Origin of the sequence: Mesorhizobium sp. M1348 (assembly GCF_040317925.1) — a bacterium.
Classification (GTDB): domain Bacteria; phylum Pseudomonadota; class Alphaproteobacteria; order Rhizobiales; family Rhizobiaceae; genus Mesorhizobium.
The window spans coordinates 1-25,682 of record NZ_JAMYLH010000033.1; the positions used below are offsets into that span (position 1 = coordinate 1).

Sequence of the window (25,682 nt, forward strand, 5' to 3'; positions counted from 1 at the left end):
TCGGGTCATCCGATGCTGGCCTCCACTCCAGCCAGCATCTTGAATCACAAAACAGATAAATCTGGAATCCCCTTTGATTCCGTCAAAGGGGGAACCGCTCTAGGCTTCTCCGGACATCAGGGCGCCATGAGCTCGGCGGTCAGGCTCGTTCGTCGACCGCCGAACGCCAGGAGCGCACGTAACTTGTCCAGAGTGGATCGGCCGACGGTTCGGTCCTTTCGCCTCTGCCTTGCGGTGTCCCCTGGTCCGACGCCAGCAAGGCGGCGCCGATGCTGGTGCCTGTCGCAGCCTTGGAGGCAATGACGGCGCGCGCTGTCGCCGCAGCCAGCATGCGGGTGAACAGCCGGTTGCGGGCGAAGGGTCCTTCGACGATGGTTGACCCCTCGCCGCCGATCAGGTCGAGGCAGGTCGCGGTCATCAGCGCCAGGTAGAACGAGATGGCGACAAAGCGCTGGCCGGCCGTCATACCTTCGGCATCGAGCCACGCGGCGGTGTGGTGCGGAAACGGCCCCGAGCCCTGTTGCGTGGAAGGCAGTAGCATTGTCTTGTGCGCCAGCACCGCGGCGACATCGTCTTCGGTCCAGTTCTCCGATTGGCCCTCGGTCAGCACGGAAAACTCGCGACCGCCCATGAAGCGCGCCGAGGGCACGGGATCGCCGAGTGCGTTGACATTGACCAGCGTGTCGCGCGCCGGATCGAGCGCGACCTTGCTGCAGCCGACCGCCATCGACACCACCCAGGTGCCGGTCGAGACAACGGAGAAGGGCGGCTTGTCGGACAGGAGATGCGGCAGCAGCGAGGCGTTGGAATCGTGCAGGCCGCAATACACCAGCGTTTGCGGATCGAGGCCGGTTTGCCGCGCCAGAGCGGGCAGGATCGGGCCCAAGCGGTCCTTGGCCTGCCGCACCGGCGCCATTAGCCGGCGCCATTGCAGCCGGTCGACCAGTGAGGAAAAATCCGCTTTCCATGGGTTCCACAGATCGGTGTGGCAGCCGAGCGAAGTCACCTCGCTGGCGGCGACGCCGGTCAGGCGCAAGGCCCAGTATTGCGGATACATCAGCATCGCGGCGGTTCTGGCGAAATCCGCCGGAAAGCGCTTCTGCTGCCAGAACAGCTGCGCGCCGAGATTGAGGCCGGCCGGCAGGCGTGGCGTGCCGGTCTCGAAGAATGCCGGACGGATCGTGTCATAGTCCCCGGCAAGGGCATCCGGCCCGTCGAATTCGTAGTCGAGCACCGGCAGCGCCAGCTCGCCTGATGCGTCGACCAGCACGCCCGTTGCGCCATGGGTGGTGATCGATATCGCATCGATGCGCTGCTCGCGATCGATCTCGGCCAGGCTGCCGAGGATAAACGCCCATAACCGCTCGACGTCATGGTGCGGGTACGGGGCTTGCCGAACCGGCTCGTTCGCCACCGTGCGCAGGGCCACTTCGCTCGATGTGGCGAGATCGACCAGCGCCACCTTGGCGTTGGTCTTGCCGATATCGATAACGGCGACGTGGCGGGTCATTCCATATGGAACATTGTTTCCAGCGGCACCGCCACCGGCTCGTTGTTCGGCCTGGTCTCCATGATGTCCGCCATCTCGGCCCACCAGCGCTGCATCACCGGATGCTTCGGCAATTCGTCCATTCCGTGGTCATCGCGTCGCCACAGCACGCCGAACAGGGTGTTGGTCTCCTCGTCGAGATGGATCGAATAATCGGAGATGCCGGCCTGTTTCAGCAACGCGACGAGTGACGGCCAGATGTCGTCGTGGCGCCTCTTGTATTCGGCCTTCATGCCCGGATTGAGCTTCATCTTGAACGCATATTTTTCGGGCATCAGGCAAAGCGCTCCCGCCGCACGCGCCGCCACAGGATCGGCAGCGCGATGACGATGATCAGCAGCAGGCCGATGAAGATCGACATGACGATCCCGGGCACATTGAGCAGGCCGAGGCCGAAGGTCACCAGTCCCATGATAAAGGCCGCCAGCACCACGCCCAAAATGCTGCCGGCGCCGCCCAGGATGCTGACGCCGCCGAGCACCACCATGGTAATGACTTCGAGCTCGTAGCCCTGCGCGATAGACGGCCGGGTCGAGCCGAGCCGCGATGTGATCAGCACCGACGCGATGCCCGCCATCAGTCCGGTCAGGCAAAACAGGATGAATTTGATGCGGCCTACGCGTACGCCGGAAAACTGCGCCGCGACCGGGTTGTTGCCGATGGCAAAGACCCGGCGGCCGAAGCTCGTGCGGTGCAGAAGGAACCAGTAGATAACTGCCGCGATCAGGAACAGCGTCAGTTCGAACGACACGACCCACCAAACATAGCCCTGGCCGAAGAAGGCGAAACTCGCGGGGTAGCCCTTATAGGCACGGTCGCCCAGGATGATGAAGGCAATGCCGCGAAACAGGCTCATCGTGCCGATTGTGACGACGATCGACGGCAAGCCGAGCCTGGTGACGAGCAGGCCGTTGAATGCGCCGCAGCCGAGCCCGACGACGAGGCCGATTGCCACCAGCACCGGAGTGCCGGCGCCGGCCTGCACCGCCATGCCCATCATCGTTGACGCCAGCGCAATGATGGCGGCGACCGACAGGTCGATTTCGCCGGAGATGATCAGCAGCGCCATGGCCAGCGCGATCAGCGCCTTTTCCGTGAAGTTGAAAGTCAGGTCCGACAGCGACCACGCGTCGAGGAAATAGGGCGAGGCAAAACTGTTCACGGCAAAGATAGCGATGGCCACCGCGATTAGCAGCGCCTCCCATGAGAAAATCGCCGCAGTGAAAGGCTTGTCGAGCCGATCGGGAATGTGGCGTGTGGCAGGGGTGTCGGTCATGCCGCTTCCGCCTTCTTGAGAATGATGCGGCCTTGCCGGCGTTCGCCGCGTGCGTTGAGCACTACGGCCAGGATGATGGCGCTGCCTGAAATCGCCATTTGCCAGAAGGGCGAGATGTTGATGACCGGCAGCGCGTTGGAGATGATGCCAAGGAACAGCGCACCGAGCACCGCGCCGCCGACCGAGCCGATGCCGCCGGCAATCGAAATGCCGCCGATGACGCAGGCGGCGATGATGTTGAGCTCATAGCCATTGGCGACCTCGACCGAGGCGATGACGTAGCGCGAAATCCAGAGATAACCGCAGAGGCCGCCGATCATCCCCGAAATGCAGAAGACGATGAACTTGGTCCGGCCGACATCGATGCCGGCATAGACCGATGCGGTCGGGTTGACGCCGATGGCATAGATCGAGCGGCCGAGCGCGCTGCGCGTCATCACGAGGAAAAACAATGCAATGACCAGCAGGGCGATCCACGACAGCACCCGAATACCGAGGAACGCCGCGCGCTGCAGGCCGATGAAATCAGCGCTCATCTGGTCGGCATTGACCCAGGCGCCGCCTGATATGACAAAGGTGGCGCCGCGGTAGATGGTGAGCGTGCCGAGCGTAACCACGATCGAGGGAATGTTCAGCCGCCATACCAGCAGGCCGTTGATAGCGCCGAGCACCAGGCCGACCAGAAGTGCGATGACGATCAGCAGCGGGATCGGGATTGCCGGATGCGCGGCGTTCAGCATCGCCACCACCATGCCGGTGAAGCAGAGATTGGAAGCCATCGACAGGTCGATCGAGCGGGTCAGGATGACGACCATCTGGCCGAGCGCCAGGATCATCAGGATCGACGTGTCGTTGAACACCTGGCGCAGATTGGCCGGATCGGCAAAACCTGGAAAACGCGTTGAGATCAGCCCGATCAGCACGACGATTGCCGCCAGCAGCCAGACCTCGCGATATCTGAGAAAAGCCTTCATGCCGCGATCCCCGCTGCCGTCTTGACCAAGGTTTCGGCGTCGAGCCCCATATTGTCGTAGACCGCGGCAATGCGGCCCTCGCGCATGACGACGACGCGGTCGGACATGCCGAGGAGTTCCGGCAATTCGGACGACACCATGATCACCGACAGACCTTGCGCGACGAGCTCGGCCATGAAGCCGTGCACGGCCGCCTTCGAGCCGATGTCGATGCCCTTGGTCGGCTCGTCCAAGATGATCACCTTGGGCGCGGTCGCCAGCCATTTGGCGATGACGATCTTCTGCTGGTTGCCGCCCGACAGCGTGCCGACGTCCTGGCTGAGCGAGGAGGCGCGCAGGTCGAGCCGCTCGGTGTAGGCGCGGGCCAGGGCAAACTCCTCCGCCAGCCGCAGCATGCCGGACTTGGAGGTACGCTTGAGCGAGGGCAGCGAGACATTCTGGAAGATCGGCAGGCCGATCACCACACCTTGCTTGCCGCGCTCCTCCGGCACGTAGACGATGCCGGCATTGATCGAATCGGCCGCCGATCTCGGCGCGATCGCCTTGCCTTCCAGCGTGATTGTGCCTCCGCTGGTGCGGGTGATGCCTGATATCGCCTGCATCACCTCGCTGCGCCCGGCGCCGACAAGGCCGTAGAAGCCGAGGATTTCGCCCCTGTGCAGCTCGAAGCCTATGTCGTCGAACTCGGTCGGATGCGACAGGCCGGAGACAGTGAGCACCGGCGCGCCGATCTCGGCCTTGCGCTGCGGAAAGATATGATCGACGGCGCGGCCGACCATCATGCGCACGATCTGGCTCTGGCCGGCATCCCTAATCAGGCCTTCGCCGACCATCTCGCCGTCGCGGAACACCGTATAGCGGTCGGCGATGCGGTAGATCTCGTCGAACTTGTGGCTGATGAACAGGATCGCCTTGCCTTCGCTCTTCAGGAATTCGATCAGCAAGAAGAGCTCTTCGATCTCCTTCAGCGATAGCGCTGCGGTCGGCTCGTCCATAATGACGATTTGGGCATCAATCGACATGGCGCGGGCGACGGCGACGAGATGCTTGTTGGCGATGCCGAGGTCCTTCAGCCGCGCATCGGCGTCGATGTGCCCGGCACGCATCGTGTCCAGCACCTCGCGGGCGTTCTTGCGCATGGTGCGCCAGTCGATGGTTTTGAAACGCGTGCGCGGCGCATGGCCGAGGAAGATGTTTTCGGCCACCGTCAGGTCGTCGAACAGCACGGTTTCCTGGTGGATGGCGGTGATGCCATGCCCGAACGCGGCGTGGGCGCTGGGCAGTGTGACCGGCTGGCCGTCGATGCTGATCGTGCCAGCATCAGGCTGGTAGATGCCGGTCATGATCTTGACCAGCGTCGACTTGCCGGCGCCGTTTTCGCCGATCAGCGCGGTTACCTGGCCGGGATAGAGCGACAGGCCGACATCGTGCAGCGCGCGCACGCCGGGAAAGCTTTTCGAGATGCCGGACAGCGTTAGGCGCGGTCCGGGTGACAAAGGCGCTTCATTCGCCACTTCGTGTTGGGCTGTCGTGTCCATAATCGTATCAAGCCCTGAAACAAGGTTCGTTTGAAAGCGCGGCGGGACCTGAGCCCCGCCGCACCAGTTCGAAGGCTCCAGGATCAATAGATCTTGGAGAACTTTTCGATGTTCGACTTGTCGAACTGGAAGGGCGGAGCCATCGCGGCCGAGTTGGTGTCATCGAGCGTGACTTTGCCGACACGGCCGATCGACAGCGTCGCGCCGGGCTTCGCCTCTTCCTTCTTCACCGCCAGGTCATGGGCGAGGTAGACGGCGGAGTAGCCGAGATCGATCGGGTTCCACAGCGCAACCGCTTGGCTGGCGCCATTGTCGATGAACTTCTTGAACTCCGACGGCAGCGCCAGGCCGGTGACGTTGACCTTGCCGATCAGGCCTTCATCGGTCACCACCTGCGCGGCGGCAACGACGCCGACCGTGGTCGGTGCGATGATCGCCTTGAGGTTCGGATAGGACTTCAAAAGACCCTTGGCCTCGTCCGTGCTCTTGGCCGAGTCGTCGTCGCCATAGACGGTGGCGACGAGCTTGATCTTGGGGAACTTCTCCGGCAGCACCTTCTTGGCCGCGTCGATCCAGGCATTCTGGTTGGTCGCGGTCGAAGAAGCCGACAGGATGGCAACATCGCCGCCTTCCGGCAGGTAGTCGGCGGCAAGCTTGATGATGGTCTCGCCGATCAGGTTGGTGTCGGAGGGGTTGAGGTGAAGCTGGCGTCCTTCCGGCGCGACGCCTGAATCCCACGAGATGACGGTAATGCCGCGCTCCATTGCCTTCTTCAGCACCGGCACCAGCGCGTCGGCGTCGTTCGCCGAAATGGCGATGGCGTTGACCTTCTGTGCGATCAGCGAATTGACCACTTCGATCTGCGCTTCGGCGGTCGCCTTGGTCGGGCCGGTGTAGATGATGTCGACATCGCCGAGCTCCTTGGCCGCCTCTTCGGCGCCCTTGTTGGCGGCGTCGAAGAAGCCGTTGCCGAGCGACTTCACCACCAGCGCGATCTTGACGTTTTCGGCGTAGGCGGCATTCACGAACATGGCGGCGGAGAACGCCGCCGTAACCATCAATTTCTTCAGAAAGCTCATCGAATATCCTCCCTTGAGCGTTGCATTCCATCGCCGCTGCGGGCGTGAGGTTTCTCAGGCCTGCAGCGAAGATTCTTCCTTATTGCCCAGCGTTGTGCGGGCGACGATCAGCGTCACGCCGGCGGTCTCCAGCATCTTGGCCTCGCGATCCTCGATGCCGTCGTCGGTGATCACCGTGGCGATGCGCGACAGGCCGCACAGGATCAGGCTGGAGCGCTTGCGGAACTTCGAGGAATCGACCAGCACCACCAACTCGTCCGCCTGGTCGATCAGCTTCTGCTCGGCCTGGATCAGCAGCGGGTCGCCTTCCATAAGACCCAGCGGCCCCAGCCCCTGAGCGCCCATGAACATGCGGCGCGCGTAGAAATTGCGCGTCACGTCATTGTCGAACGGCGACAGGATGATGTTCTGCTCGCGGTAGATGGTGCCGCCCGACAGCATCACCGTGTTCTTGGAGTGCCTGAGCAAGTGCTCGGCGATCGGGAAGGAATTGGTGAAGATCGGCATGCGGCGGCCGGTCAGGAAATGTACCATCTGGAAGGTGGTGGTGCCGCCATTGATGATAATCGGCTCGCCGTCCTTGCAGAGTTCCACGGCTTCCCGCGCGATTGCCCGCTTCTGCGAAGCGTTGATGGTCTCGTTGACGGAAAAGGGCCGGCCGGCAAGGCCGATGAATTGCGGCGGCGAGAGCGCCTCGGCGCCGCCGCGCACCCGGCGCAGGCGCTTTTGCACGTGCAATGCCGCGATGTCGCGCCGGATTGTCGCCTCGGACGACTCCGTCAGGTCGACCATCTCCTGCACCGTCACCACAGGCTTTTCCTGGACGGCGGACAGAATGATCCTGTGGCGCTCTTTCTCGTGCATGGTTCCTCCCTGCCTGAGCATCTAGGCACCCAAAGCGCGCAGTGTCAATCATTTCCGATCAGATAATTTCATTGTGCAGTGCAATATGATTGATGTTGATCGTTTGTGATTGACAAGACGGCCGCTTGCGTAGAAATTCGCACAAAAGGGACCCGCGCCGTTTGCGTGTCCCAAAGGGAGGATATCTATGCTCGACAAGCGCTCCGGCACGCGCCTCGCCAATCTTTGGGATGACCCAAAAGCGCAAGCAATGAGCGAGCCCGAACGTCTGGTCTATCGCTCGAACGTCCTTGGCTCCGACAAGCGCGTCACCAATTATGGCGGCGGCAACACCTCCTCCAAGATCTGGCAAAAGGATCCGCTCACCGGCGAGAGCGTGGAAGTGCTGTGGGTCAAGGGCTCGGGCGGCGACAGCGCCTCGATCAAGCTCGACGGCTTCGCCACGCTCTACATGGACAAATTGCGCGCGCTGAAAGGTCTCTATCGCGGCCTCGAACATGAGGACGAGATGGTCGGCTATCTGCCCCATTGCACCTTCAACCTCAACCCGCGCGCGGCTTCCATCGACACGCCGCTGCATGCCTTCGTGCCGAAGCCTTATGTCGATCATATGCACCCCGATGCCATCATCGCCATTGCCGCCGCCAAGGATTCGCAGGCGCTGACCAAGGAGATCTTCGGCGACACGATCGGCTGGCTGCCATGGAAACGGCCAGGCTTCGAGCTCGGCCTGTGGCTGGAGAAATTCTGCCTCGAGAACCCCGAGGCCAAGGGTGTCGTGCTGGCCAGCCATGGCCTGTTCAGCTGGGGCGACACGCCGAAGGAATGCTACGAGACGACGATCTCGGTGATCAACCAGGCGATCGACTGGTTCGAGCGCAAGAGCCAGGGCAAGCCGATCTTCGGCGGCGAAGTCGTCAAATCGCTCGATGCGCCGGCGCGTCGCGCCGTGGCCGCAAGACTGATGCCGAGGATCCGCGGCTTGATCTCGGAGAAAAGCCACAAGCTCGGTCATTTCGATGATTCTCCTGCGGTGCTCGAATTCGTCAATTCCAGGGATTTGCGGCCGCTGGCGGCACTCGGCACATCCTGCCCGGACCACTTCCTGCGCACCAAGATCCGGCCGCTGGTCATCGAGTTCGATCCCAACAATCCGGACGTCGATGCCGTCATTGCCCGTCTTGCCGACGATGTGGCGGAGTATCGCGTCGGCTATCAGGCTTATTATGACCGCTGCAAGCACGCGGATTCGCCGCCGGTGCGCGATCCCAACGCCGTCGTCTATCTGATGCCCGGCGTCGGCATGTTCACCTTCGCCGGCGACAAGGCGACGGCGCGCATTTCGGGCGAATTCTACGTCAATGCCATCAACGTCATGCGCGGTGCCTCGACGGTCTCGACCTATGTCGGCCTGCCCGACCAGGAAGCCTTCGACATCGAATACTGGCTGCTCGAAGAGGCAAAGCTGCAGCGCCTACCCAAACCAAAGGCCCTTGCCGGCCAGATCGCGCTGGTCACTGGCGGCGCCGGCGGCATCGGCCGGGCGACCGCCAACCGGCTGTTGCGCGAGGGCGCCTGCGTCGTGCTGGCCGATATCGACGAAGCAGCCCTCGCCAGCGCCAATGACGAACTGGCGAAAGCCTACGGCAAGGATTTCGTGCGGCCCGTCGTCATCAACGTCACGTCCGAGGATCAGGTGATCTCCGGTTTTGCCGAAACGGCGGTCGAATTCGGCGGCATCGATATCCTCGTGTCGAATGCCGGTCTGGCAACGTCGGCGCCGATCGAGGACACCACGCTGGCGCTGTGGAACAAGAACATGGACATCCTGTCGACCGGCTATTTCCTGGTTTCGCGGGAGGCGTTCCGGCTGTTTCGGGCGCAGAAGATCGGCGGCAACGCCGTCTTCGTCGCCTCCAAGAACGGGCTTGCCGCATCGCCAAACGCCGCCGCCTATTGCACGGCCAAGGCAGCCGAAATCCATCTGGCACGCTGCTTGGCGCTGGAAGGCGCGGAAGCGCAGATCAGGGTCAATGTCGTCAATCCCGACGCCGTGCTGCGCGGCTCGAAGATCTGGACCGGCGAGTGGAAGGAACAGCGCGCCGCCGCCTACAAGATGTCGACCGATGATCTCGAAGAGCACTACCGCTCGCGTTCGATGCTGAAGCGCTCGGTGTTCCCCGAAGACATCGCCGAGGCGATCTATTTCTTCGCCTCCGACATGTCGGCAAAATCGACCGGCAACATCATCAACGTCGACGCCGGCAACGCGCAGAGTTTTACGCGATAAGCAGTCATTTGAGGGTTGGCGCCGACGCCGGACCTTTACCCTTCTCCCCGTCACTATACGGGGAGAAGGTGCCGGCAGGCGGATGAGGGGCAGCGCCAACCGAACGCATTTGGGAGGAACCATGTCCGAAACCATCATCTCCGCCGACCTCGTGGACAGGCACAATGCCGCGCGCGATGCCGACCTCAAACGCGACTACGAGTCTCTCGGCGAGCGCCTCGACCGCCGCGGCATCGCCATCGATGCAATCCGCGACAAGGTCGAGAAATTCGCCGTCGCCATCCCGTCCTGGGGCGTCGGCACCGGCGGCACCCGCTTTGCCCGCTTTCCCGGCGCCGGCGAGCCGCGCGACATTTTCGACAAGATCGAGGACTGCGCCGTCATCCGGCAATTGACGCAGGCGACGCCGAGCGTCTCGCTGCACATTCCCTGGGACAAGGCCGATCCGAACCGGCTGAAGCAGGCGGCCTCCCGCTTCGGCCTTGGCTTCGACGCCATCAACTCCAACACCTTCTCCGACGCCAGGGACCAAAGACTTTCCTATAAGTTCGGCTCGCTGTCGCATGCCGATGCAGCAACACGCCGGCAGGCGGTCGAGCACAATCTCGAATGCATCGAGATCGGCAGGACGCTGGGCTCGAAAGCGCTGACGGTGTGGATCGGCGACGGCTCGAATTTTCCCGGCCAGGTCAATTTCGCCAAGTCGTTCGAGCGCTATCTCGACGCGATGAAGGAGATCTATGCCGGGCTGCCGGACGACTGGAAGCTGTTCACCGAGCACAAGATGTACGAGCCGGCCTTCTATTCGACCGTCGTGCAGGATTGGGGCACCAACTACATCATCGCCAAAGAGCTTGGCGACAAGGCGTTCTGCCTGGTCGACCTCGGCCATCACGCCCCCAACGTCAATATCGAGATGATCGTGTCGCGGCTGATCCAGTTCAAGAAGCTCGGCGGCTTCCATTTCAACGATTCGAAATATGGCGACGACGACCTCGACGCGGGCTCGATCGATCCATACCGGCTGTTCCTGGTCTTCAATGAGCTGGTCGATGCCGAGCTTGCCGGTGCCGAGGGGTTCGATCCGGCCCACATGCTCGACCAGAGCCACAACGTAACCGATCCGATCGAAAGCCTGATGCTGTCGGCGATAGAGGTGCAGCGCGCCTATGCCCAGGCGCTGCTGGTCGACCGCAAGGCGCTCGAGGGCTTCCAGGACGCCAATGACGCGCTGATGGCGACGCAGACGCTGAAGACAGCCTATCGTACCGACGTCGAGCCGATCCTCGCCATGGCACGGCTCAAGACCGGCGGCGCCATCGATCCGGTCGCCGCCTACCGCGCCGCCGGCTACCGGGCGAAGGTCGCAGCGGAACGGCCGGCGGTGGCAAGCGTCGGCGGCGGGATTGTTTGAAGCTGGGGCGAAAATTGAAAACCCGCCACGAAGGGCGGTCGTTGGAGCCAATTAGCACCACAGCCAGATTAGTAGCATAGCTGCCGGCACAAAGCAAGAACAAAATTGCCTGTCAGCGTTGAATGTTGGCGAAAACCAAAGCCGAAATCCGATCTCCCCGCAAGGCGGAGATCGGCAGCTTAGCCGGAGGCGCGAAGCCTCGCCGTATCTTCCCATTAATGTCAGTAGACTCAACCCCGCCAAGCGCGTTTCCTAGGCCTATCCCAAGCCCGGAGAACGGCCATGCACCACACCCGCCGAACCCTAATCGCTGTCAGCCTTTCCCTCACCCTGACCTTCGTCCCGTTCCTCGCCTTTGCCGCCTCGCCGCAGCCGGCGAGGGGCGAGCACGGCATGGTGGTGAGCGCCCAGCATCTGGCCTCGGAAGTCGGCGTCGAGGTGCTGAAGAAGGGCGGCAATGCCGTCGATGCCGCGGTCGCCGTCGGCTATGCGCTGGCCGTGGTCTATCCGACCGCCGGCAATATCGGCGGCGGCGGCTTCATGACCATCCGCTTCAAGGACGGCCGCTCGACCTTCCTCGATTTCCGCGAGCGCGCGCCGCTGGCCGCGACCAAAACCATGTATCTCGACAAGGACGGCAAGCCGGTGAAGGGCGCCAGCCTCGACGGCTATCTGGCGGTCGGCGTGCCGGGCTCGGTCGCTGGTTTCGAATTGGCGCGGGAGAAATACGGCACGCTGACGCGGCAGGATTTGCTGGCGCCGGCCATCCGCTTTGCCAAGGAAGGCTTCCTGCTGGAGCAGGGCGATGCGGCCTCGCTCCAGGGCGGCGCGGAGCGGTTGGCGAGGGACCAATCGGCGGCAGCCATTTTCCTCAAGCCGGACGGCAAGCCTTATGCCTTCGGCGAGCGCCTCGTTCAGCCCGATCTCGCGGCTTCGCTTGCCGCCATTTCCGAACGCGGGGCGGATGCCTTCTACAAAGGCGCGATCGCCGACGCCATCGTCAAGGCGAGCGGCGAGAAGGGCGGCATTCTGGCCAAGGCTGATTTCGAAAACTACGCGGTGCGCGAGCTCAAGCCGGCGACCTGCAATTATCGCGGCTACGAGATCATTTCCTCGCCGCCGCCGAGCTCCGGCGGCGTCATCATCTGCGAGATCCTCAACGTGCTTGAGTTCTATCCGCTGTCCTATCTCGGCGCGGGTTCGGCCGAGACGGTTCACGTCATGGTCGAGGCGATGCGCCACGCCTATGTCGACCGCAATTCGGCGCTCGGCGACCCCGGCTTCGTCGACAATCCGGTCGCAAAACTGCTCGACAAGAATTACGCTAGGGAAATCCGCGAAAAGATCGATCCGTTCCGGGCCGGCGTGTCGCAGGAACTGATGCCGAAGGGCTTTGGCGAGAGCAGCGAGACAACGCATTATTCGATCATCGACAATGATGGCAACGCCGTCGCGGTAACCTACACGCTGAACGGCTCTTTCGGCGCCGGCGTTGTCGCCGCCGGCACCGGCATCCTGCTCAACAACGAGATGGACGATTTCACCCAGAAACCCGGAGTGCCCAATCTCTATGGCCTGGTCCAGGGCGAGGCGAATGCGATTGCGCCGAAAAAGACGCCGCTGTCGTCGATGAGCCCGACCATCCTCGCCAAAGACGGCAAGCCGTTCATGGTCATCGGCAGCCCCGGCGGTTCACGCATCATCACCATTACGCTGGAGGCGATCGTCAACGTCGTCGACCACGGCATGAACATCCAGGAGGCCATCGACGCACCGCGCATCCATCACCAATGGTTGCCCGACACGGTCTATATCGAACCTTTCGGCCTGTCGCCCGATACCGAAAAGCTGCTCACCGGCATGGGCTACCACCTCGATCTTGCCGACAAGACCTGGGGCCAGGCGGCCGGCATCCTGGTCGGCGGCAAGAGCCTGGCAGAAATCGAGAAGGGTGGCGGCGCCCGCTACAATGGCGCCATCGACAGCCGCGCCGCATCCGGCAAGGCTATCGGGTATTAGACCCCAAAAGTGGGGACCGGTTTTCGGATAAGATCATGGTCAACAAGAAGATTACGCTCTGAATCAGGTGACCAGCGCGATCGTGGACGCTATCAGCATCAGTGCCGCGATGCCGACGAACAGCGCGTAGATGCGCGGCCGGTCGAGCAGAAGCGCATTGCCGGATATCCATGCCGCGGTAGCGCCGCCAAGCGCGAAAAAGAAGGTGCTGCGGCGCCCGAAGCTCAAGCCGGCAGCCATCAGGCCACCGATGATCAGGGCGCCGAACACGATGATCACGGCGACTGCGTATTTTTCGAAATCGTTGCTGCCGGCGCTCGGGCCGATCGCGTTCAACCTCGACAGATCGTCCGGATCGAACGGGCTGGTCGACCCATATTCGTCTTGACCGACAGGCTCATGCATCATTCGTTCTCCGCAAACCGACAGCAAATCATCAAGCCTCGCCGAGCGCAACCGCTCGCCGAATGTGATCGGCACGGTGTTCAACACTTTCTGGCGGCGGCTTGCCAGAGATTTTTGGGTGCGCGCTTTGATCGGCCCGTTGCGCGGCCTGGTCAAGCGCTTTGTCCGAGCTGAATCTTCAAGCCGCCCTGGCCAAAGACTGCGTCGCCTGAACGGAAGCCCCAAGCACCGCCTGTGCGGTGTCGCCCTGCCTTTCGTCGACATGCGCCAGCACCAGGATCACACCTTGTTCGGCATCCCGCTGGCCCGGCTGCTTGCCGATTTCGGACAATTTACCCAGAAGTCTGCCGGTAACGCCGCCCAAGACTGCACCGACGAGCGCCGATGCCAGCCATCCCGCGCCGAGGGGATCGATGCCGGGCATGTCAAAGGCGCCGAGGCCGGCCAACAAACCGGCTGCCGCGCCAAGGGCGGCACCGGTGCCTGGACCGCGCAAGACGGCGTCGATTTCGTCATCGTAGGGTCCGATGACACTGATCTGGTGGCGGGCAATTCCTGCCGCCTGAAGCGTTTCGACGGACGCGCCGCCTGGTCATGGGAATCGAAAAGTCTGCTGATTGTTCGCATTGAAACTGCCTGTGAGGCCCCCCGGCCCTCCACGGTACGGCGGGGTTCCTGCCGAGCGACGACGCCGGGGAACCCCTGACGCATACGTCGCCCGCCGCCCATTTTAAGCGCGGCGGGCGACGGCTGCACGAGCTTTCACGTCACTCGATGACCTTGACGATCTTGCGCGTGCCTGGGTCGACGACAACTGTGCGGTTGTCAATGACGACATAACGATATTTGACGTTCGGGACCTCACGAAGCTCGACGGTGTCCGGGAGCGTCGAGCCGATATTGAGCTCCACCCCAGGGATTTTCACCGAGGCCAGCGGCTGCTTCTTCACATACTCCTTGATGACCGTTTCCTGCTCCGGCTCGATGACAACGTCTTGCGCCGCAGCGGCGCCGACGCCTGCCAGCAGCAACAGTCCCGCCACCGCGGTGGAAAAATGCATTCTCATAGTCGTCTCCTTTGCGAACTCGGTCCGCTCTTCGCGCCAAGGCTCACTCGAACGGAAGGCAGTTGAAAACGTTCCGTCGACGGGGCTTCGGTCCCGCCCGGCAGGGACCAACCGACATGTCGCCGCAGGACCTAAGTCTGATCCTTGCGCGCAAAGGGTGAGTTTGTCGCCTGACCCGGAACCGCGGCGGCGCGTGGCCGTTGCTGGCTGCACGTTCCGGGAGGATTCCATGGAAAAAGTCGACGGTTGCTCGCACCGATCTTGGCTGTTCCATTCCGATCGAACCCGGCATCTGCGCAGCCCTGTCCCTTCCTGCGCCGATAGGGTTCGCGCGTCACTTTGTGGCGGGCGAACCCTCAAATTGCTGCGTGCTTCTGACCAAAGTTGACCCCCTGAAGCGAAGAGAAGGGGCCAGGAGAAGAGAAATGGCCGACGACAAGAGCAAGCGAGACTTTAGCGACCGCAATCGCGTTTCGGCGGATGAGTATTATGAGGTCGAATATTTCGCGCGGAAAAATGGTGTTTCGCCCAGCCAGGTGAGCAAGCTGATCAAGAGGACCGGTGGCGACCGGATGATCCTCTCGCAGGCGGTGAAGGCATTGCGCGCGCGCAAGTGAGATGCCGGCGAAGCCAACGGTGGAAAAGGCACTGATCACGATCGGCCGAGATCCGGCCAGCTATCGACAACGTGCCCGGATGCCGCCGCTTCGGCCAAGCGCAATGCCCCGTTACTTCTTCGATTCCGATGAAGACGGAATCGTCTATTCCGACGATCAGGGAACGCTATATGTCGATTTCCCGCTGGTCAGGAAAGAAGCTCTTCGCACATTGGCCGAGATGGCCAGGGATGGCCTTCCTCATCGCAGAATTGCAGTCAAAGTCCGGGACGACCGTGGCGGTCTGGTCCTCGAAGTGGCTTTGACCTTTGCTGTCGAAACGCGGCACCTCGACGAGCGGATTTTCCAGATCGACTTGCGCACGAACTGACGCCTCGATCGTGATCGCGCCGATCATTAGATTTCTGGCGCAGCCGGCATCTTCCCCAAAGGGAACATTAGAAGTCTCTAATTGTTATCTTAAGCAGCGGGAACCTCCCGGGTTTCTGCTGCAGATCGGGGTGCAACCCGGTCGGCCCGCGCCCTCCGCCAGAGGCGCGGGCTTCGTTTGTTTAGCTGATGCGCAACGCCGTCCAGCAGCAGCATATTGGAAACCTGCGGGAGCATTAGTAGCCTCAGTCGCTACCGTGGCGCCCTGGCGCCCAGGCAACGGAGCCCGTCGTCCGACAGGGCGGCGGGCTTTTTGACGCGAGTCAGTCATCACGCAACCGGTGGAATTCTGGCCGGCGCCGCTTCGTGTGGCATGGGTAAGGTGCCCCGACGCAGCGCCGGCCAAGCGGAAATCAGGTCCGCCGCAGCCAGATAGTAGCCGCGCTGGCGCAGCAGGTAATTGCGTGATCGCGGAAGCTATACCATTGCAGAGCACTCGCCACGAGCCCGGCCTGTCCAGTGGCTGAACCGGGGCATTCATTCATTCTGACGATGCACCGGACGCCCGGACGGCGGAGATTGGACGCTGCGCTCGCTCTCGATTCAGCGGTGTCCCTGCAGATTTCGGACGAAAGGCCATTCTATCCTTGTTGCGCCTGGATTCTTATCAGATCGTGGCAAGGATTGCCTTTCCCGCCGCGTTTGCCGGCGTTCTGCTGTTCGCCCTTTTGCCGGAGCAGCTGCTGCAGGGTCTTGGCCTGGCTTTCACGTTTGATCACGACAAGCTCAATCACGCCGCCGCCTTCGTCGTCCTGGCGGCTCTCGGAAGTCTCGGCTGGCCGGAACACAAGGCGAAGCTGATCGTGCTCCTCGTTCTCACGGGCGCAGCGATCGAGGGGCTTCAGGCCGTGCAACTGATAGGGCGCGACCCGGATCTATTCGACTGGGTGGCCGACTGCGCGGGAATGGCGGGCGGGCTGACAATTGCAGGCTGGACAAAGCGGCTCGCCGGCGGATTGCCATAGCTCGAAAGCGCATAACGGAATCGGCGCGTCCGTGCCCCAATAAGGGGAAAATGGCCGGCGCCACTTGGGGGGCGCGTTGGGGTAAGTTGCCTGATGGGGCGCCGGCCAGCGGAAAAATCAGGTCCGCCAGAAAGTAACATAGCAGGAATGGCAATGCGCGGCAGTAGCGTGATCGCGGAAGGTCCGCGCTCGCGCCTCCGGTGCGGTGACCCGTTTTGGGTCAACAATTCTGGCACCTGAATTGCATTGTAAGCAATGCCGGGGAATCCCGGCAATGTCCCCGAATATGGGGCCTCGCCGCTTCGCAAATGGAGCGGCGGGCCTTTTTGCCGGACGCCGTCAAATAGGTCGATCAGCGGCTGATCACGGTGTGCTTGCCCCATTTCCCTTCCAAGTGGTTATTCTCACAAGAGAAATTCTAACGCGTGCAAGCTTCGGTGCTTGACACAGGTCGCGACAGCTGGATAAGTGGATACACGGATACGCTCGGATCGGACCAAGGATATGGCAGCAGACGCAATCGAGCCGTCGGGCATCACGACCGCCGAGGAGGAGGCTTATCGCCACATTCAGCGCGCCCTGAGGATGGGGCGTTATCGGGCTGGGGACCGGCTGATCCCGGAAGAGATCGCGACGGAAATCGGCATGAGCCGCATGCCGGTTCGCGAAGCATTCCGCCAGCTGGCCGCGGAAGGTCTTGTGGTCATTCGCCCGAACCGTGGCTGCATCGTCGCCGGGCTTACCCTCGATGAGATCTATGAAACCTTTGAAATGCGCTCGGTGCTCGAAGGGCTGGCGGTGAGGCTTGCCATGCCGCACATCGATGTCGATGTGCTTGAAGAACTGGAACGCCAGCTCGACCGGATGGAGCGCGCCAGCCAAACCGGCAGCAGCGACTGGGTCGTGCGCCATCAGGCCTTCCATTTGCAGATTTGCCAATTGAGCAACAGACCCAAGCTGGTCCGGCAGATTGCCGGCCTGCACGTCGTGATCGAGCCCTACCTGCGCATCTGGTTCGACTATGTCGACAAACCCGCGAGCGCGCGCGCCGAGCACGAGATCCTGATTGAGGTGTTGCGGTCAGGTGATGCCGGCAAGGCAGAGATCGTCATGCGGGATCATATCGTCGAGACGGCGCCCCTTCTGGCCAACTTCGCAAGTCCCGGCCGCCGCTAGAGAATACCATCTAACTCGTTGAAGCCGGAAGATAATCCGGCACGACGAAAGGGAACTGCCATACCGGCAAAAGAGGAGAATGACATGAAAATTAGCCGCATCGCAGCCATTGCGTCGGTTCTGTTCGGCCTGGTCCAGGCCGCCGTTGCACAAGAAACGCCAAAGGCAATTACCATTGCCACCGAAGGAGCCTACGCGCCCTGGAATTTCACAACTGCCGACGGCAAACTGGACGGCTTCGAAGTCGATCTCGCCAATGATCTGTGCGGGCGAATGAAGATCGAGTGCAAGATCGTCGCACAGGACTGGGACGGCATGATCCCCGCGCTGACCGTCGGCAAGTTCGACGTGATCATGGCGAGCATGTTCATCACTGAAAAACGTCTGAAGATCATCGACTTTACCCAGCCATATGCGGTGGATCCCTCAGGTTTCGCGGTCGCAAAGGATAGCGAACTGGGCAAGCTCGGCATTTCCAATGAGCGGTTCAAGCTGGAGAATGACGCCTCTGCGCAGGCGGCAATCGACAAGCTCAAGCCATTGCTGAAGGGAAAGATCATTGGAGTTCAGGCTGCAACGGCGAACCTGGAATTCGTAAAAAAGTACTTCTCGGACGTCGCCGAGATTCGCGAATACAAGACCACCGAGCAACACGATCTCGATCTTGCCGCGGGTCGCATCGACGCGCTCTTCGCACAGCAGACAGCGCTGGCCGCCACGCTGAGCAAACCGGAGTTCAGCGACTATACGCTTGCAGGACCAGGATTTGACGGGGGGCTCTTCGGTCTTGGCTCCGGTGCCGGTATCCGCAAAGAGGACACCAAGCTGAAAGACATGCTCAACGGGGCCATCGACGGCGCGATCGCCGATGGCACGATCAAAACCCTGTCGCTTAAATGGCTCCAGAGCGACGTCACTCCAGTCAAGTAGGCGCTTGTCGGCGAACGGCCATTCCTGACCCGTTCCGGAGTTGAGCCGTTCGCCCTGCTGGGGGTATCAATGGTTGACGCATTCCGGCTGCTTGGTTTCCAGCACGGAGGTTGGGGGGCGGCTCTTCTCGTGGCGGCCTGGGTTACAGTGCTTCTGTCTGTGCTGGGCTTTGCGCTTGGCGCTGTATTCGGCGGGCTGGCAGCGGCCGGGCGTCTCCGCAACTCCAAGGTATTGAGGTTCTTGGCCCTTGGCTATTGCACCGTTTTCAGAGGCGTGCCCGACCTTCTGACCATTTATCTGCTTTACTATGGAGGAAGCGTCGCCCTGACCTCGCTTGGTCATAGCCTGGGCGGGTCCGGATTCGTCGGCGTTCCGGCCTTTGCCACTGGAACCTTGGCTATCGCCATCATCTCGGGCGCCTATCAAGCCGAGGTCTATCGAGGGGCTTACCTCGCCGTTGACCAAGGACAGCACGATGCCGCTTGCGCGCTTGGTCTCAACCGGCTGCAGCGGCTGCGACAGGTTATTTTTCCCCAGCTCCTGAGATACGCGCTGCCAGGTCTCGGCAATGTGTGGCAGTTGGTTCTGAAGGACTCGTCCCTGATATCGGTAATCGGCCTCGTTGAACTGATGCGCCAGGCACAGATCGCTGCAGGTTCGACTCGTGAACCATTCATCTTCTACATTGCTGCAGCCTTGCTCTATCTGGCTATCGCTTCCGTCACCGGCCATGCCTTTTACCGTCTGGAACGAAAGGCGCCGTGGCGCGTCCGGTCGGCATGATAGATTTCGGTTTTTTCCTCGAAATCCTGCCGAAGCTCCTCGCCGGCCTGCCGCTTACGATGGAACTGGCCCTGACTTCCATTGTTGCCGGCTTCGTTCTTGCCGTCACATTGGCGCTTGCCCAGCAATCGGAATCGCCCTTCGTCGTCTTGCCGATCCGTGGCTTCGTTGCCGTGTTCAGGGGCACGCCCCTGCTGGTGCAGATTTTTCTGACCTATTATGGCCTTGGTCAGTTCCGGCACCAACTGTCGGCAATTGGACTATGGGCCGTTTTCCGCGAACCCTACTGGTGCGCAATCATCGCGCTGACACTCAACACCACCGCCTATGGCAGCGAAATCCTCCGCGGCACGATTCAATCGGTGCCACGCGGCCTTGTCGAGGCGGCCCGGTCTGTCGGCCTGTCCACCTATCTGACCTATCGGCATGTTATCCTGCCGCTGGCCTTTCGCCAGGCGCTGCCGAGTTACGGCAATGAAATCATCCTGATGATCAAGGGCACGTCTCTGGCCTCCATCGTGACCTTGATGGAGGTGACTGGAATTGCCCAGGGATTGATCTCACAGACCTACCGCGCCTTTGAAGTCTTCATCTGCGCGGGCGCCATTTATCTCACTTTGAATTTCGCGATCATCCGTGCCTTGGCGGCACTCGAATACTGGATGTCGCGGCATCTGCGGCACCGCCCCTCGACGATGAGCGACGTCGCCTCTTGAGCACGATCAGAAGGGCATAGCATGCGAAATTTTGAGAAACCAACGCGCTCGGTCGTCGTTTCACGCGAGGCCATGGCCGCCACCTCTCATCCGTCTGCGACCCTGACGGCGGTGGAGATCATGGCGGCCGGCGGCAACGCCATGGATGCCGCCATCGCAGCCTGCGCAATGCAATGTGTCGTCGAGCCAGCCTCGACCGGCATTGGAGGCGATTGCTTCGCTCTTCTGTCGCGAAACGGATCCGGTGAGGTCATCGGCTACAACGGATCGGGCAGGACACCCGCCGCCCTCACAATTGACTGGTTCCTCGAACGTGGCATGGCCGAGGTGGCCCGCAATTCTCCTGGCTCTGTCACCATCCCGGGAGCGATCGATGCCTGGACCAAATTGCACGTTGATCATGGGCATATGCCCTTCGATCAAATCTTGGCCCCTGCTATACGTTTCGCCGAGGAAGGCTACGCCATTTCACCGCGGGTCCATCGTGACTGGGCGCTGGAAGAAGAACTTCTGGCCTCCGATGTTACCGCGAAAAGGATTTTCCTGCCAAACGGTCGCGCGCCAGGCGTTGGCGAAGTGCATCGCCAGCCTGAGTTGGCTGCAACGCTGCGGCTGATCGCCAAAAAAGGACGAGAGGCCTTCTACACTGGCCCTGTGGCCGAAGACATGGTCGCCTATCTTCGTGGGCTCGGCGGATTGCACACACTCGAAGATTTCGCCTCGGCAACAGGCGAGTACGTGACCCCGATCAGCACGGCGTTTCGAGGCCGCGATGTGTTCGAATGTCCGCCGAATGGCCAGGGTGTGATCGCGCTGCTGATTCTAAATATCCTCTCGCGCTTCGAAGCTCACGGCGATCCGCAATCCGCGGACCGGCTTCACCTGGAAATTGAAGCGACACGCCTCGCCTACGCCGCGCGCGACCTGCTCGTCGCCGATCCCGACACGTCCGAGGTGCCGGTGGCCGACATGTTGTCGAATGCTTGGGCCGATCATCTGGCCGGCATGATCGACCTAAAGCGCGCCCGCGCGGACCTGCCGGCGTTCGATATGCCGCTGCACAGCGACACGGTCTATATTTCCGTTGTCGACAAGGATCGCAATGCGGTCAGTTTCATCAACTCGGTGTTCGACAGCTTTGGCTCGGGCCTGGTCTCTCCACGCTCCGGTGTCGTCTTGCACAATCGCGGGCAAAGCTTTTCGCTTGACCCCAGGCACCCTAATGCAGTGGCGCCGAACAAGCGACCTTTGCATACCATCATACCCGGGATGCTTGCGAGAGGCGGCCGGACAGAAATGCCTTTCGGCGTCATGGGAGGCTACTACCAGGCAATGGGCCACGCGCACCTGCTGACGAAGGTGCTCGACTTCGGGATGGATCTGCAGGAGGCGATCGATCTGCCGCGGGTCGCCCCCGTCAGCGGCACGATGAACGTCCAGGCCGAACACGGGCTCGCTGGCGAAACCGCAGCTGAACTTAGCCGGCGCGGTTTCGAAATCATTCCTGCCACGGACCCGATCGGCGGTGCCCAGGCTATTCGCATCGATTGGGCAAACGGGACGCTGCTGGGTGGTTCCGAGCCGCGCAAGGACGGCTGCGCCCTCGGTCTGTAGAGCGGTTGTGGCCAGGGCGGGATCCAAGGCGCTGAAGACGTTCTTCATCGACATTTGACCGGCAAGCAGGAGTCGCTGGCGCCATGGTCCCACGCCAGATAATTCTTGCACGCCATCGACAATTCGCTCGGCGCGAGATCGTCACAAACTGTTACCCATGTCTCCGGGCCAGGGAAAAAATGGTGCCCAGAGGCGGATTCGAACCACCGACACGCGGATTTTCAGTCCGCTGCTCTACCAACTGAGCTATCTGGGCCTGCTCCGGCGGGCGGCAATCTGCACACCGGGTTCATGAAAGCGCCGTCGGCACCCCTTGAAAGCGCGTGGGTTATAGCACGGGAATTCGGCCTGTCCAGCGCTTAGAGCATGATCCCGAAAAGTGGAATCCGGTTTTCGGAAAAGATCTTGCTCAAACAAAACGCCAGAGCCTGTTCCGTCCGATTCTATCCGGGTGGAACAGGCTGGATATTGATTTCAGGCAGAAACGATTTGCCCTCAATGCGGGCCGGTTCACCGGCGCGGTCAGGGCGGGCAAGCCGCCCCAAGCTTGTGGAAAACCGCAGGCGGACGGCGCTATTTCTGGTCGTCGTTGTCGTCCTCGTCGTCGCGACCCGGGATGACGTAGACCCCCTTCAGCCAGCGGTTGAGGTCGATGTCCTTGCAGCGCGTCGAGCAGAACGGGTAGGTTTCGCGCGCCGATGGCTTGCCGCATTCGGGGCAGGGCCGCTTGGGCCGCAGCGGCGTGACCTTGTCGTCCGCGCTCATAGCCGCGTACCCGACAGCCAGTTGGCGTGGACCTTAAACCCTTCGCCGCTCAAAAGCGCTACCGTCTCGTAGAGTGGCAGGCCGACGACGTTGGTGTAGGAGCCGACAAGCTTGACGACGAAGGCGCCGGCAAGCCCCTGGACGCCATAGCCGCCGGCCTTGCCGCGCCATTCTCCCGACGCGATGTAGGCCTCGATCTCCTCGCGCGGCAGCCGCTTGAAGCGCACCCTGGTCTCGACCAGCCGCAAGCGCTGCTTGCCGCCCGGCGTGATCAGGCAGATGCCGGAATAGACGCGGTGCGAACGGCCGGACAAAAGCCCGAGGCAGTTGGCGGCGTCGTCGAGCGTCTCGGCCTTGGGCAGGATGCGCCGCCCCACCGCAACCACCGTGTCGGCGGCCAGCACGAAGCTCGGCGCGTAGTCCGTCTCGGTCTTCAGCGAGGCCAGCGCCTTTTCGGCCTTCTGTGTCGCCAGCCGCTTGGCCAGCGAGCGCGGGTGTTCGGCGCGCAGCGGCGTCTCGTCGACATCGGCCGGCAGCACACGGTCCGGCTCGATGCCGGCCTGCTGCAGCAGCTCGATCCGGCGCGGCGAACCCGAGGCAAGCACGAGCTTCTGCAAAATGCCCATCGCGATCCCGGCCGGGTCCTTGAACTTACTTGAAGCGGTAGGTGATGCGGCCCTTGGTCAGGTCGTAGGGCGTCATCTCGACCAGGACCTTGTCGCCGGTCAAAACGCGGATGCGGTTCTTGCGCATGCGGCCGGCCGTATGGGCGATGATTTCATGTTCGTTTTCGAGCTTGACCCTGAACATCGCGTTGGGCAGCAGTTCCGTCACGACACCCGGAAACTCGAGGACTTCTTCCTTCGGCATTCGATACCTTTGCTTGGATGGGTACTTCCAGCGCCCCGGCCGGAAAGTTGCGCGGAACCTATATGATAAACGTCCGCTTGTGAACATGCTTAATCCGCGGCGTTTTCAGCCCCGTTGCCGAGAAAACGGCGGCCGATCCGCGCCTTCAGCCGCTCGCGCACGTCGCGGTAGGCGGCCATGATTTGCTCGCGCGTGCCGCTGACGCCGGTCGGGTCGGGCATCGGCCAATACTCGACTTCGACGGCCAGCGAGCGGGTGAGCTCGAGCGCGGTGTGGTGGGCTTCCGGCGCCAGAGTCACGATCAGGTCGAAATAGTCGTCCTCGAGGTCGTCCATCGTTCTCGGGTGCCGTTCGCCCAGCGACAGCCCTTCTTCGGCCAGCACGGCATCGACGAACGGATCGCGTTCGCCGCCGCGCACCCCGGCCGAGGCGACGAAGGTGGTGGGCGGAAGCACCTTGCGCGCTAGCAATTCGGCCATCGGCGAGCGCACGGCGTTCATGCCGCAGACAAACAGGATCGAGCGGGGCAGGATCGGGCGGGGCAGCGGGGCGGCCAGTTCAGCCTCGCCAGTGCAGCACGCAAACCAGCGTGAACAGCCGGCGCGCCGTGTCGAAGTCAATCTCGATCTTGCCGGCAAGCCGGTCCATCAGCGTCTGCGAGCCTTCATTGTGCAGGCCGCGCCGGCCCATGTCGATCGCCTCGATGTGGCTGGGCGTCGCGGTGCGGATGGCATCGTAATAGCTTTCGCAGATCATGTAGTAATCCTTGACGATGCGCCTAAGCGGCGTCAGCGACAGGATGTGGGTGACCACGGATGCGCCGTCCTCGCGCGCCACCGCAAACACCAGGCGCGACTCGGCCAGCGACAGTTTCAGCCGGTATGGCCCGGCACCGTCGTCATTGACCGGCTGGAAACGGTTCTCCTCGATCAGGTCGAAGATCGCCACCGCCCGCTCATGCTCGACATCGGGCGTCGAACGGCCGATCGTCTCGTCGAGCTCGACATCGATCAGCCTGGCGCGGGTTTGGTCGTAGTCGGACATTTCTACATGTTCAGCCGGATGCCGACGGAGCGACCATGCGCATCGAGCCCTTCCGCCTTGGCCAGCGTGATCGCCGCCGGCGCCAGCGCCCGTAATTGCTCCGGCCCGAGCTTCAGGACCGAGGTGCGCTTGACGAAATCGAGCACCGAAAGCCCGGACGAAAAACGCGCCGAGCGCGCCGTCGGCAGCACGTGGTTGGAGCCGGCGACATAGTCGCCGATGGCCTCCGGCGTGTGGCGGCCGAGAAACACCGCACCGGCATTGCGCATCCGCGCCAGGAAAGCCTCGGGGTCGTCGATTGCAAGCTCGACATGTTCGGCCGCGATGCGGTCGACCAGCGGCAGTGCTGCCTCGATCGTCGGCACCAGGATCACGGCGCCGAAATCGCGCCAGCTCGCCGCCGCCGTTTTTCCGCGCGGCAGGTGCTGCAACTGGCGTTCGACCGCCTGTTCGACCGCTGCGCCAAACGCGCGGTCGTCGGTGATCAGGATCGACTGCGCCGACACGTCGTGTTCGGCCTGGGCGAGCAGGTCGGCGGCGATCCAGTCCGGATCGTTGCTGCCGTCCGCCACGACCAGCACTTCCGAAGGCCCGGCAATCATGTCGATGCCCACCGTGCCGAATACCTGGCGCTTGGCCGCAGCGACATAGGCATTGCCGGGGCCGACGATCTTGGCGACGGGCTTTATCGTCTCGGTGCCATAGGCAAGGGCTGCAATCGCCTGGGCGCCGCCGACACGGTAGATTTCGGAGACGCCGGCAAGGTCGGCTGCCACCAGCACCAGCGGCGGCACCTCGCCGCCGGAGGCCGGCACCACCATTGCGATGCGCTCGACGCCGGCGACCTTGGCCGGCACGGCGTTCATCAGCACCGAGCTTGGATAGCTCGCCGTGCCGCCCGGCACATAGAGCCCGACGGCCTCGATCGCCGTCCAGCGCGAGCCGAGCTCGACGCCGGCGGCATCGGTGTAGCGGTCGTCCTGCGGCAGCTGCCGCTGGTGATGGGCGCGGATGCGCTCGCGCGCGAATTTCAACGCCCCGACCGTCTGCGGATCGGCTGCATCGTAAGCCTTGGCAATGTCGTCCCTGGAGACGGCGATGCCGAGCTCGGCCAGGTCGCCGCCGCCGAATTTCTGCGTGTACCCGATAAGCGCCGCATCGCCCTCGGCGCGCACCTTGGCGATGATCTCGCGCACCACGGCGTCGACATCGGCCGAGACTTCCCGCTTGGTCAGCAGGAACGCGGCAAAGCGCTGCTCGAAATCGGCGTCGGACTGGCGAAGCGTGACGGCCATCGG

The 25,682-nt window shown here is 62.4% G+C and carries 27 protein-coding genes and 1 tRNA gene; 12 read left to right on the top strand and 16 right to left on the bottom strand.

Going from position 1 to position 25,682, the window contains the following annotated elements:
• Window positions 1-139: 139 nt before the first annotated feature.
• From NKH13_RS30725 to NKH13_RS30755, 7 genes are all read right to left on the bottom strand, one after another.
• Window positions 140-1,510 (bottom strand): FGGY-family carbohydrate kinase, encoded by a 1,371-nt coding sequence (locus NKH13_RS30725; RefSeq protein WP_352916576.1) that lies wholly within the window; start codon window positions 1,508-1,510, stop codon window positions 140-142.
• Window positions 1,507-1,824, bottom strand: a complete 318-nt coding sequence (gene rhaM / locus NKH13_RS30730; protein ID WP_352702258.1) for an L-rhamnose mutarotase — start codon at window positions 1,822-1,824, stop codon at window positions 1,507-1,509. Before rhaM ends, NKH13_RS30725 begins: the two co-directional genes overlap by 4 nt.
• Entirely contained in the window at window positions 1,824-2,825 is a 1,002-nt protein-coding gene (locus tag NKH13_RS30735) for an ABC transporter permease (protein ID WP_352916578.1), read from the bottom strand. Before NKH13_RS30735 ends, rhaM begins: the two co-directional genes overlap by 1 nt.
• Window positions 2,822-3,799, bottom strand: coding sequence for an ABC transporter permease (locus NKH13_RS30740; RefSeq protein ID WP_352916579.1), 978 nt, complete (start codon window positions 3,797-3,799; stop codon window positions 2,822-2,824). The genes NKH13_RS30735 and NKH13_RS30740 overlap by 4 nt, the downstream gene beginning before the upstream one ends.
• Window positions 3,796-5,337 carry a sugar ABC transporter ATP-binding protein gene (locus tag NKH13_RS30745; protein WP_352916581.1) on the bottom strand — a complete coding sequence of 514 codons (1,542 nt, stop codon included), beginning with the start codon at window positions 5,335-5,337 and terminating at the stop codon, window positions 3,796-3,798. Before NKH13_RS30745 ends, NKH13_RS30740 begins: the two co-directional genes overlap by 4 nt.
• Before the next feature lie 83 nt (window positions 5,338-5,420).
• Window positions 5,421-6,416 carry a rhamnose ABC transporter substrate-binding protein gene (gene rhaS / locus NKH13_RS30750; protein WP_292660985.1) on the bottom strand — a complete coding sequence of 332 codons (996 nt, stop codon included), beginning with the start codon at window positions 6,414-6,416 and terminating at the stop codon, window positions 5,421-5,423.
• 54 nt (window positions 6,417-6,470) lie between these two features.
• Entirely contained in the window at window positions 6,471-7,280 is an 810-nt protein-coding gene (locus NKH13_RS30755; protein ID WP_292660987.1) for a DeoR/GlpR family DNA-binding transcription regulator, read from the bottom strand.
• A gap of 187 nt (window positions 7,281-7,467) precedes the next feature.
• Between NKH13_RS30755 and NKH13_RS30760 the strand changes: the two genes are divergently transcribed.
• The 3 genes from NKH13_RS30760 (at window position 7,468) to ggt (NKH13_RS30770) (ending at window position 13,003) form a co-directional block, all read left to right on the top strand.
• Window positions 7,468-9,570 carry a bifunctional rhamnulose-1-phosphate aldolase/short-chain dehydrogenase gene (locus tag NKH13_RS30760; protein ID WP_352916583.1) on the top strand — a complete coding sequence of 701 codons (2,103 nt, stop codon included), beginning with the start codon at window positions 7,468-7,470 and terminating at the stop codon, window positions 9,568-9,570.
• A 121-nt stretch (window positions 9,571-9,691) separates the two neighbouring features.
• The gene (gene rhaI / locus NKH13_RS30765; RefSeq protein WP_352916585.1) at window positions 9,692-10,984 is read left to right on the top strand and encodes an L-rhamnose catabolism isomerase; all 1,293 of its coding nucleotides are present in this window, start codon (window positions 9,692-9,694) and stop codon (window positions 10,982-10,984) included.
• 282 nt (window positions 10,985-11,266) lie between these two features.
• Window positions 11,267-13,003 carry a gamma-glutamyltransferase gene (ggt, locus tag NKH13_RS30770; RefSeq protein WP_352916586.1) on the top strand — a complete coding sequence of 579 codons (1,737 nt, stop codon included), beginning with the start codon at window positions 11,267-11,269 and terminating at the stop codon, window positions 13,001-13,003.
• 63 nt (window positions 13,004-13,066) lie between these two features.
• Here the strand turns inward: ggt (NKH13_RS30770) and NKH13_RS30775 are convergent, their stop codons facing one another.
• The gene (locus NKH13_RS30775) at window positions 13,067-13,411 is read right to left on the bottom strand and encodes a hypothetical protein (protein ID WP_254820014.1); all 345 of its coding nucleotides are present in this window, start codon (window positions 13,409-13,411) and stop codon (window positions 13,067-13,069) included.
• Between the two features lie 61 nt (window positions 13,412-13,472).
• Here NKH13_RS30775 and NKH13_RS30780 point away from each other — a divergent pair, with 61 nt between their 5' ends.
• Window positions 13,473-14,114, top strand: a complete 642-nt coding sequence (locus NKH13_RS30780) for a hypothetical protein (protein WP_352916588.1) — start codon at window positions 13,473-13,475, stop codon at window positions 14,112-14,114.
• A gap of 61 nt (window positions 14,115-14,175) precedes the next feature.
• On the opposite strand, the gene NKH13_RS30785 is transcribed toward NKH13_RS30780, so the two are convergent.
• On the bottom strand, window positions 14,176-14,475 hold the full coding sequence (locus NKH13_RS30785) for a DUF1236 domain-containing protein (RefSeq protein ID WP_352916590.1): 300 nt from the start codon (window positions 14,473-14,475) through the stop codon (window positions 14,176-14,178).
• A 425-nt stretch (window positions 14,476-14,900) separates the two neighbouring features.
• Here NKH13_RS30785 and NKH13_RS30790 point away from each other — a divergent pair, with 425 nt between their 5' ends.
• The 8 genes from NKH13_RS30790 (at window position 14,901) to ggt (NKH13_RS30825) (ending at window position 21,705) form a co-directional block, all read left to right on the top strand.
• Window positions 14,901-15,092: a DUF3606 domain-containing protein gene (locus NKH13_RS30790; RefSeq protein WP_352464919.1), complete on the top strand. Its 192-nt coding sequence runs from the start codon at window positions 14,901-14,903 to the stop codon at window positions 15,090-15,092.
• Between the two features lie 19 nt (window positions 15,093-15,111).
• Window positions 15,112-15,462: a DUF6894 family protein gene (locus NKH13_RS30795; RefSeq protein ID WP_352916592.1), complete on the top strand. Its 351-nt coding sequence runs from the start codon at window positions 15,112-15,114 to the stop codon at window positions 15,460-15,462.
• Window positions 15,463-16,108: 646 nt separating this feature from the next.
• Window positions 16,109-16,486 carry a VanZ family protein gene (locus tag NKH13_RS30800; RefSeq protein WP_352916593.1) on the top strand — a complete coding sequence of 126 codons (378 nt, stop codon included), beginning with the start codon at window positions 16,109-16,111 and terminating at the stop codon, window positions 16,484-16,486.
• A 504-nt stretch (window positions 16,487-16,990) separates the two neighbouring features.
• Window positions 16,991-17,662 carry a GntR family transcriptional regulator gene (locus NKH13_RS30805; RefSeq protein WP_352916595.1) on the top strand — a complete coding sequence of 224 codons (672 nt, stop codon included), beginning with the start codon at window positions 16,991-16,993 and terminating at the stop codon, window positions 17,660-17,662.
• 84 nt (window positions 17,663-17,746) lie between these two features.
• Complete coding sequence (locus tag NKH13_RS30810) at window positions 17,747-18,592, top strand: transporter substrate-binding domain-containing protein (RefSeq protein ID WP_352916596.1); 846 nt, start codon at window positions 17,747-17,749, stop codon at window positions 18,590-18,592.
• A 69-nt stretch (window positions 18,593-18,661) separates the two neighbouring features.
• Entirely contained in the window at window positions 18,662-19,375 is a 714-nt protein-coding gene (locus NKH13_RS30815; RefSeq protein WP_352916598.1) for an ABC transporter permease, read from the top strand.
• A complete protein-coding gene (locus tag NKH13_RS30820; RefSeq protein ID WP_352916648.1) occupies window positions 19,372-20,091 on the top strand; it encodes an ABC transporter permease in 720 nt (239 codons plus the stop codon). Before NKH13_RS30815 ends, NKH13_RS30820 begins: the two co-directional genes overlap by 4 nt.
• Window positions 20,092-20,112: 21 nt before the next feature.
• A complete protein-coding gene (gene ggt, locus NKH13_RS30825) occupies window positions 20,113-21,705 on the top strand; it encodes a gamma-glutamyltransferase (RefSeq protein ID WP_352916600.1) in 1,593 nt (530 codons plus the stop codon).
• Between the two features lie 180 nt (window positions 21,706-21,885).
• Here the strand turns inward: ggt (NKH13_RS30825) and NKH13_RS30830 are convergent.
• The 7 genes from NKH13_RS30830 to hisD form a co-directional block, all read right to left on the bottom strand.
• Window positions 21,886-21,961: transfer RNA gene (locus NKH13_RS30830), tRNA-Phe, on the bottom strand.
• A gap of 317 nt (window positions 21,962-22,278) precedes the next feature.
• The gene (gene yacG, locus NKH13_RS30835; protein WP_352916602.1) at window positions 22,279-22,470 is read right to left on the bottom strand and encodes a DNA gyrase inhibitor YacG; all 192 of its coding nucleotides are present in this window, start codon (window positions 22,468-22,470) and stop codon (window positions 22,279-22,281) included.
• Window positions 22,467-23,096, bottom strand: a complete 630-nt coding sequence (locus NKH13_RS30840) for a Maf-like protein (protein WP_352916604.1) — start codon at window positions 23,094-23,096, stop codon at window positions 22,467-22,469. The genes yacG and NKH13_RS30840 overlap by 4 nt, the downstream gene beginning before the upstream one ends.
• 25 nt (window positions 23,097-23,121) lie before the next feature.
• Window positions 23,122-23,340, bottom strand: a complete 219-nt coding sequence (gene infA, locus NKH13_RS30845; protein WP_006200926.1) for a translation initiation factor IF-1 — start codon at window positions 23,338-23,340, stop codon at window positions 23,122-23,124.
• A gap of 89 nt (window positions 23,341-23,429) precedes the next feature.
• Window positions 23,430-23,897, bottom strand: a complete 468-nt coding sequence (locus NKH13_RS30850) for an arsenate-mycothiol transferase ArsC (RefSeq protein WP_292663983.1) — start codon at window positions 23,895-23,897, stop codon at window positions 23,430-23,432.
• A 1-nt stretch (window position 23,898) separates the two neighbouring features.
• Window positions 23,899-24,384, bottom strand: coding sequence for a UPF0262 family protein (locus NKH13_RS30855; RefSeq protein ID WP_352916606.1), 486 nt, complete (start codon window positions 24,382-24,384; stop codon window positions 23,899-23,901).
• 2 nt (window positions 24,385-24,386) lie between these two features.
• Window positions 24,387-25,679 (bottom strand): histidinol dehydrogenase, encoded by a 1,293-nt coding sequence (gene hisD, locus NKH13_RS30860; protein WP_352916608.1) that lies wholly within the window; start codon window positions 25,677-25,679, stop codon window positions 24,387-24,389.
• Window positions 25,680-25,682 lie beyond the last annotated feature (3 nt).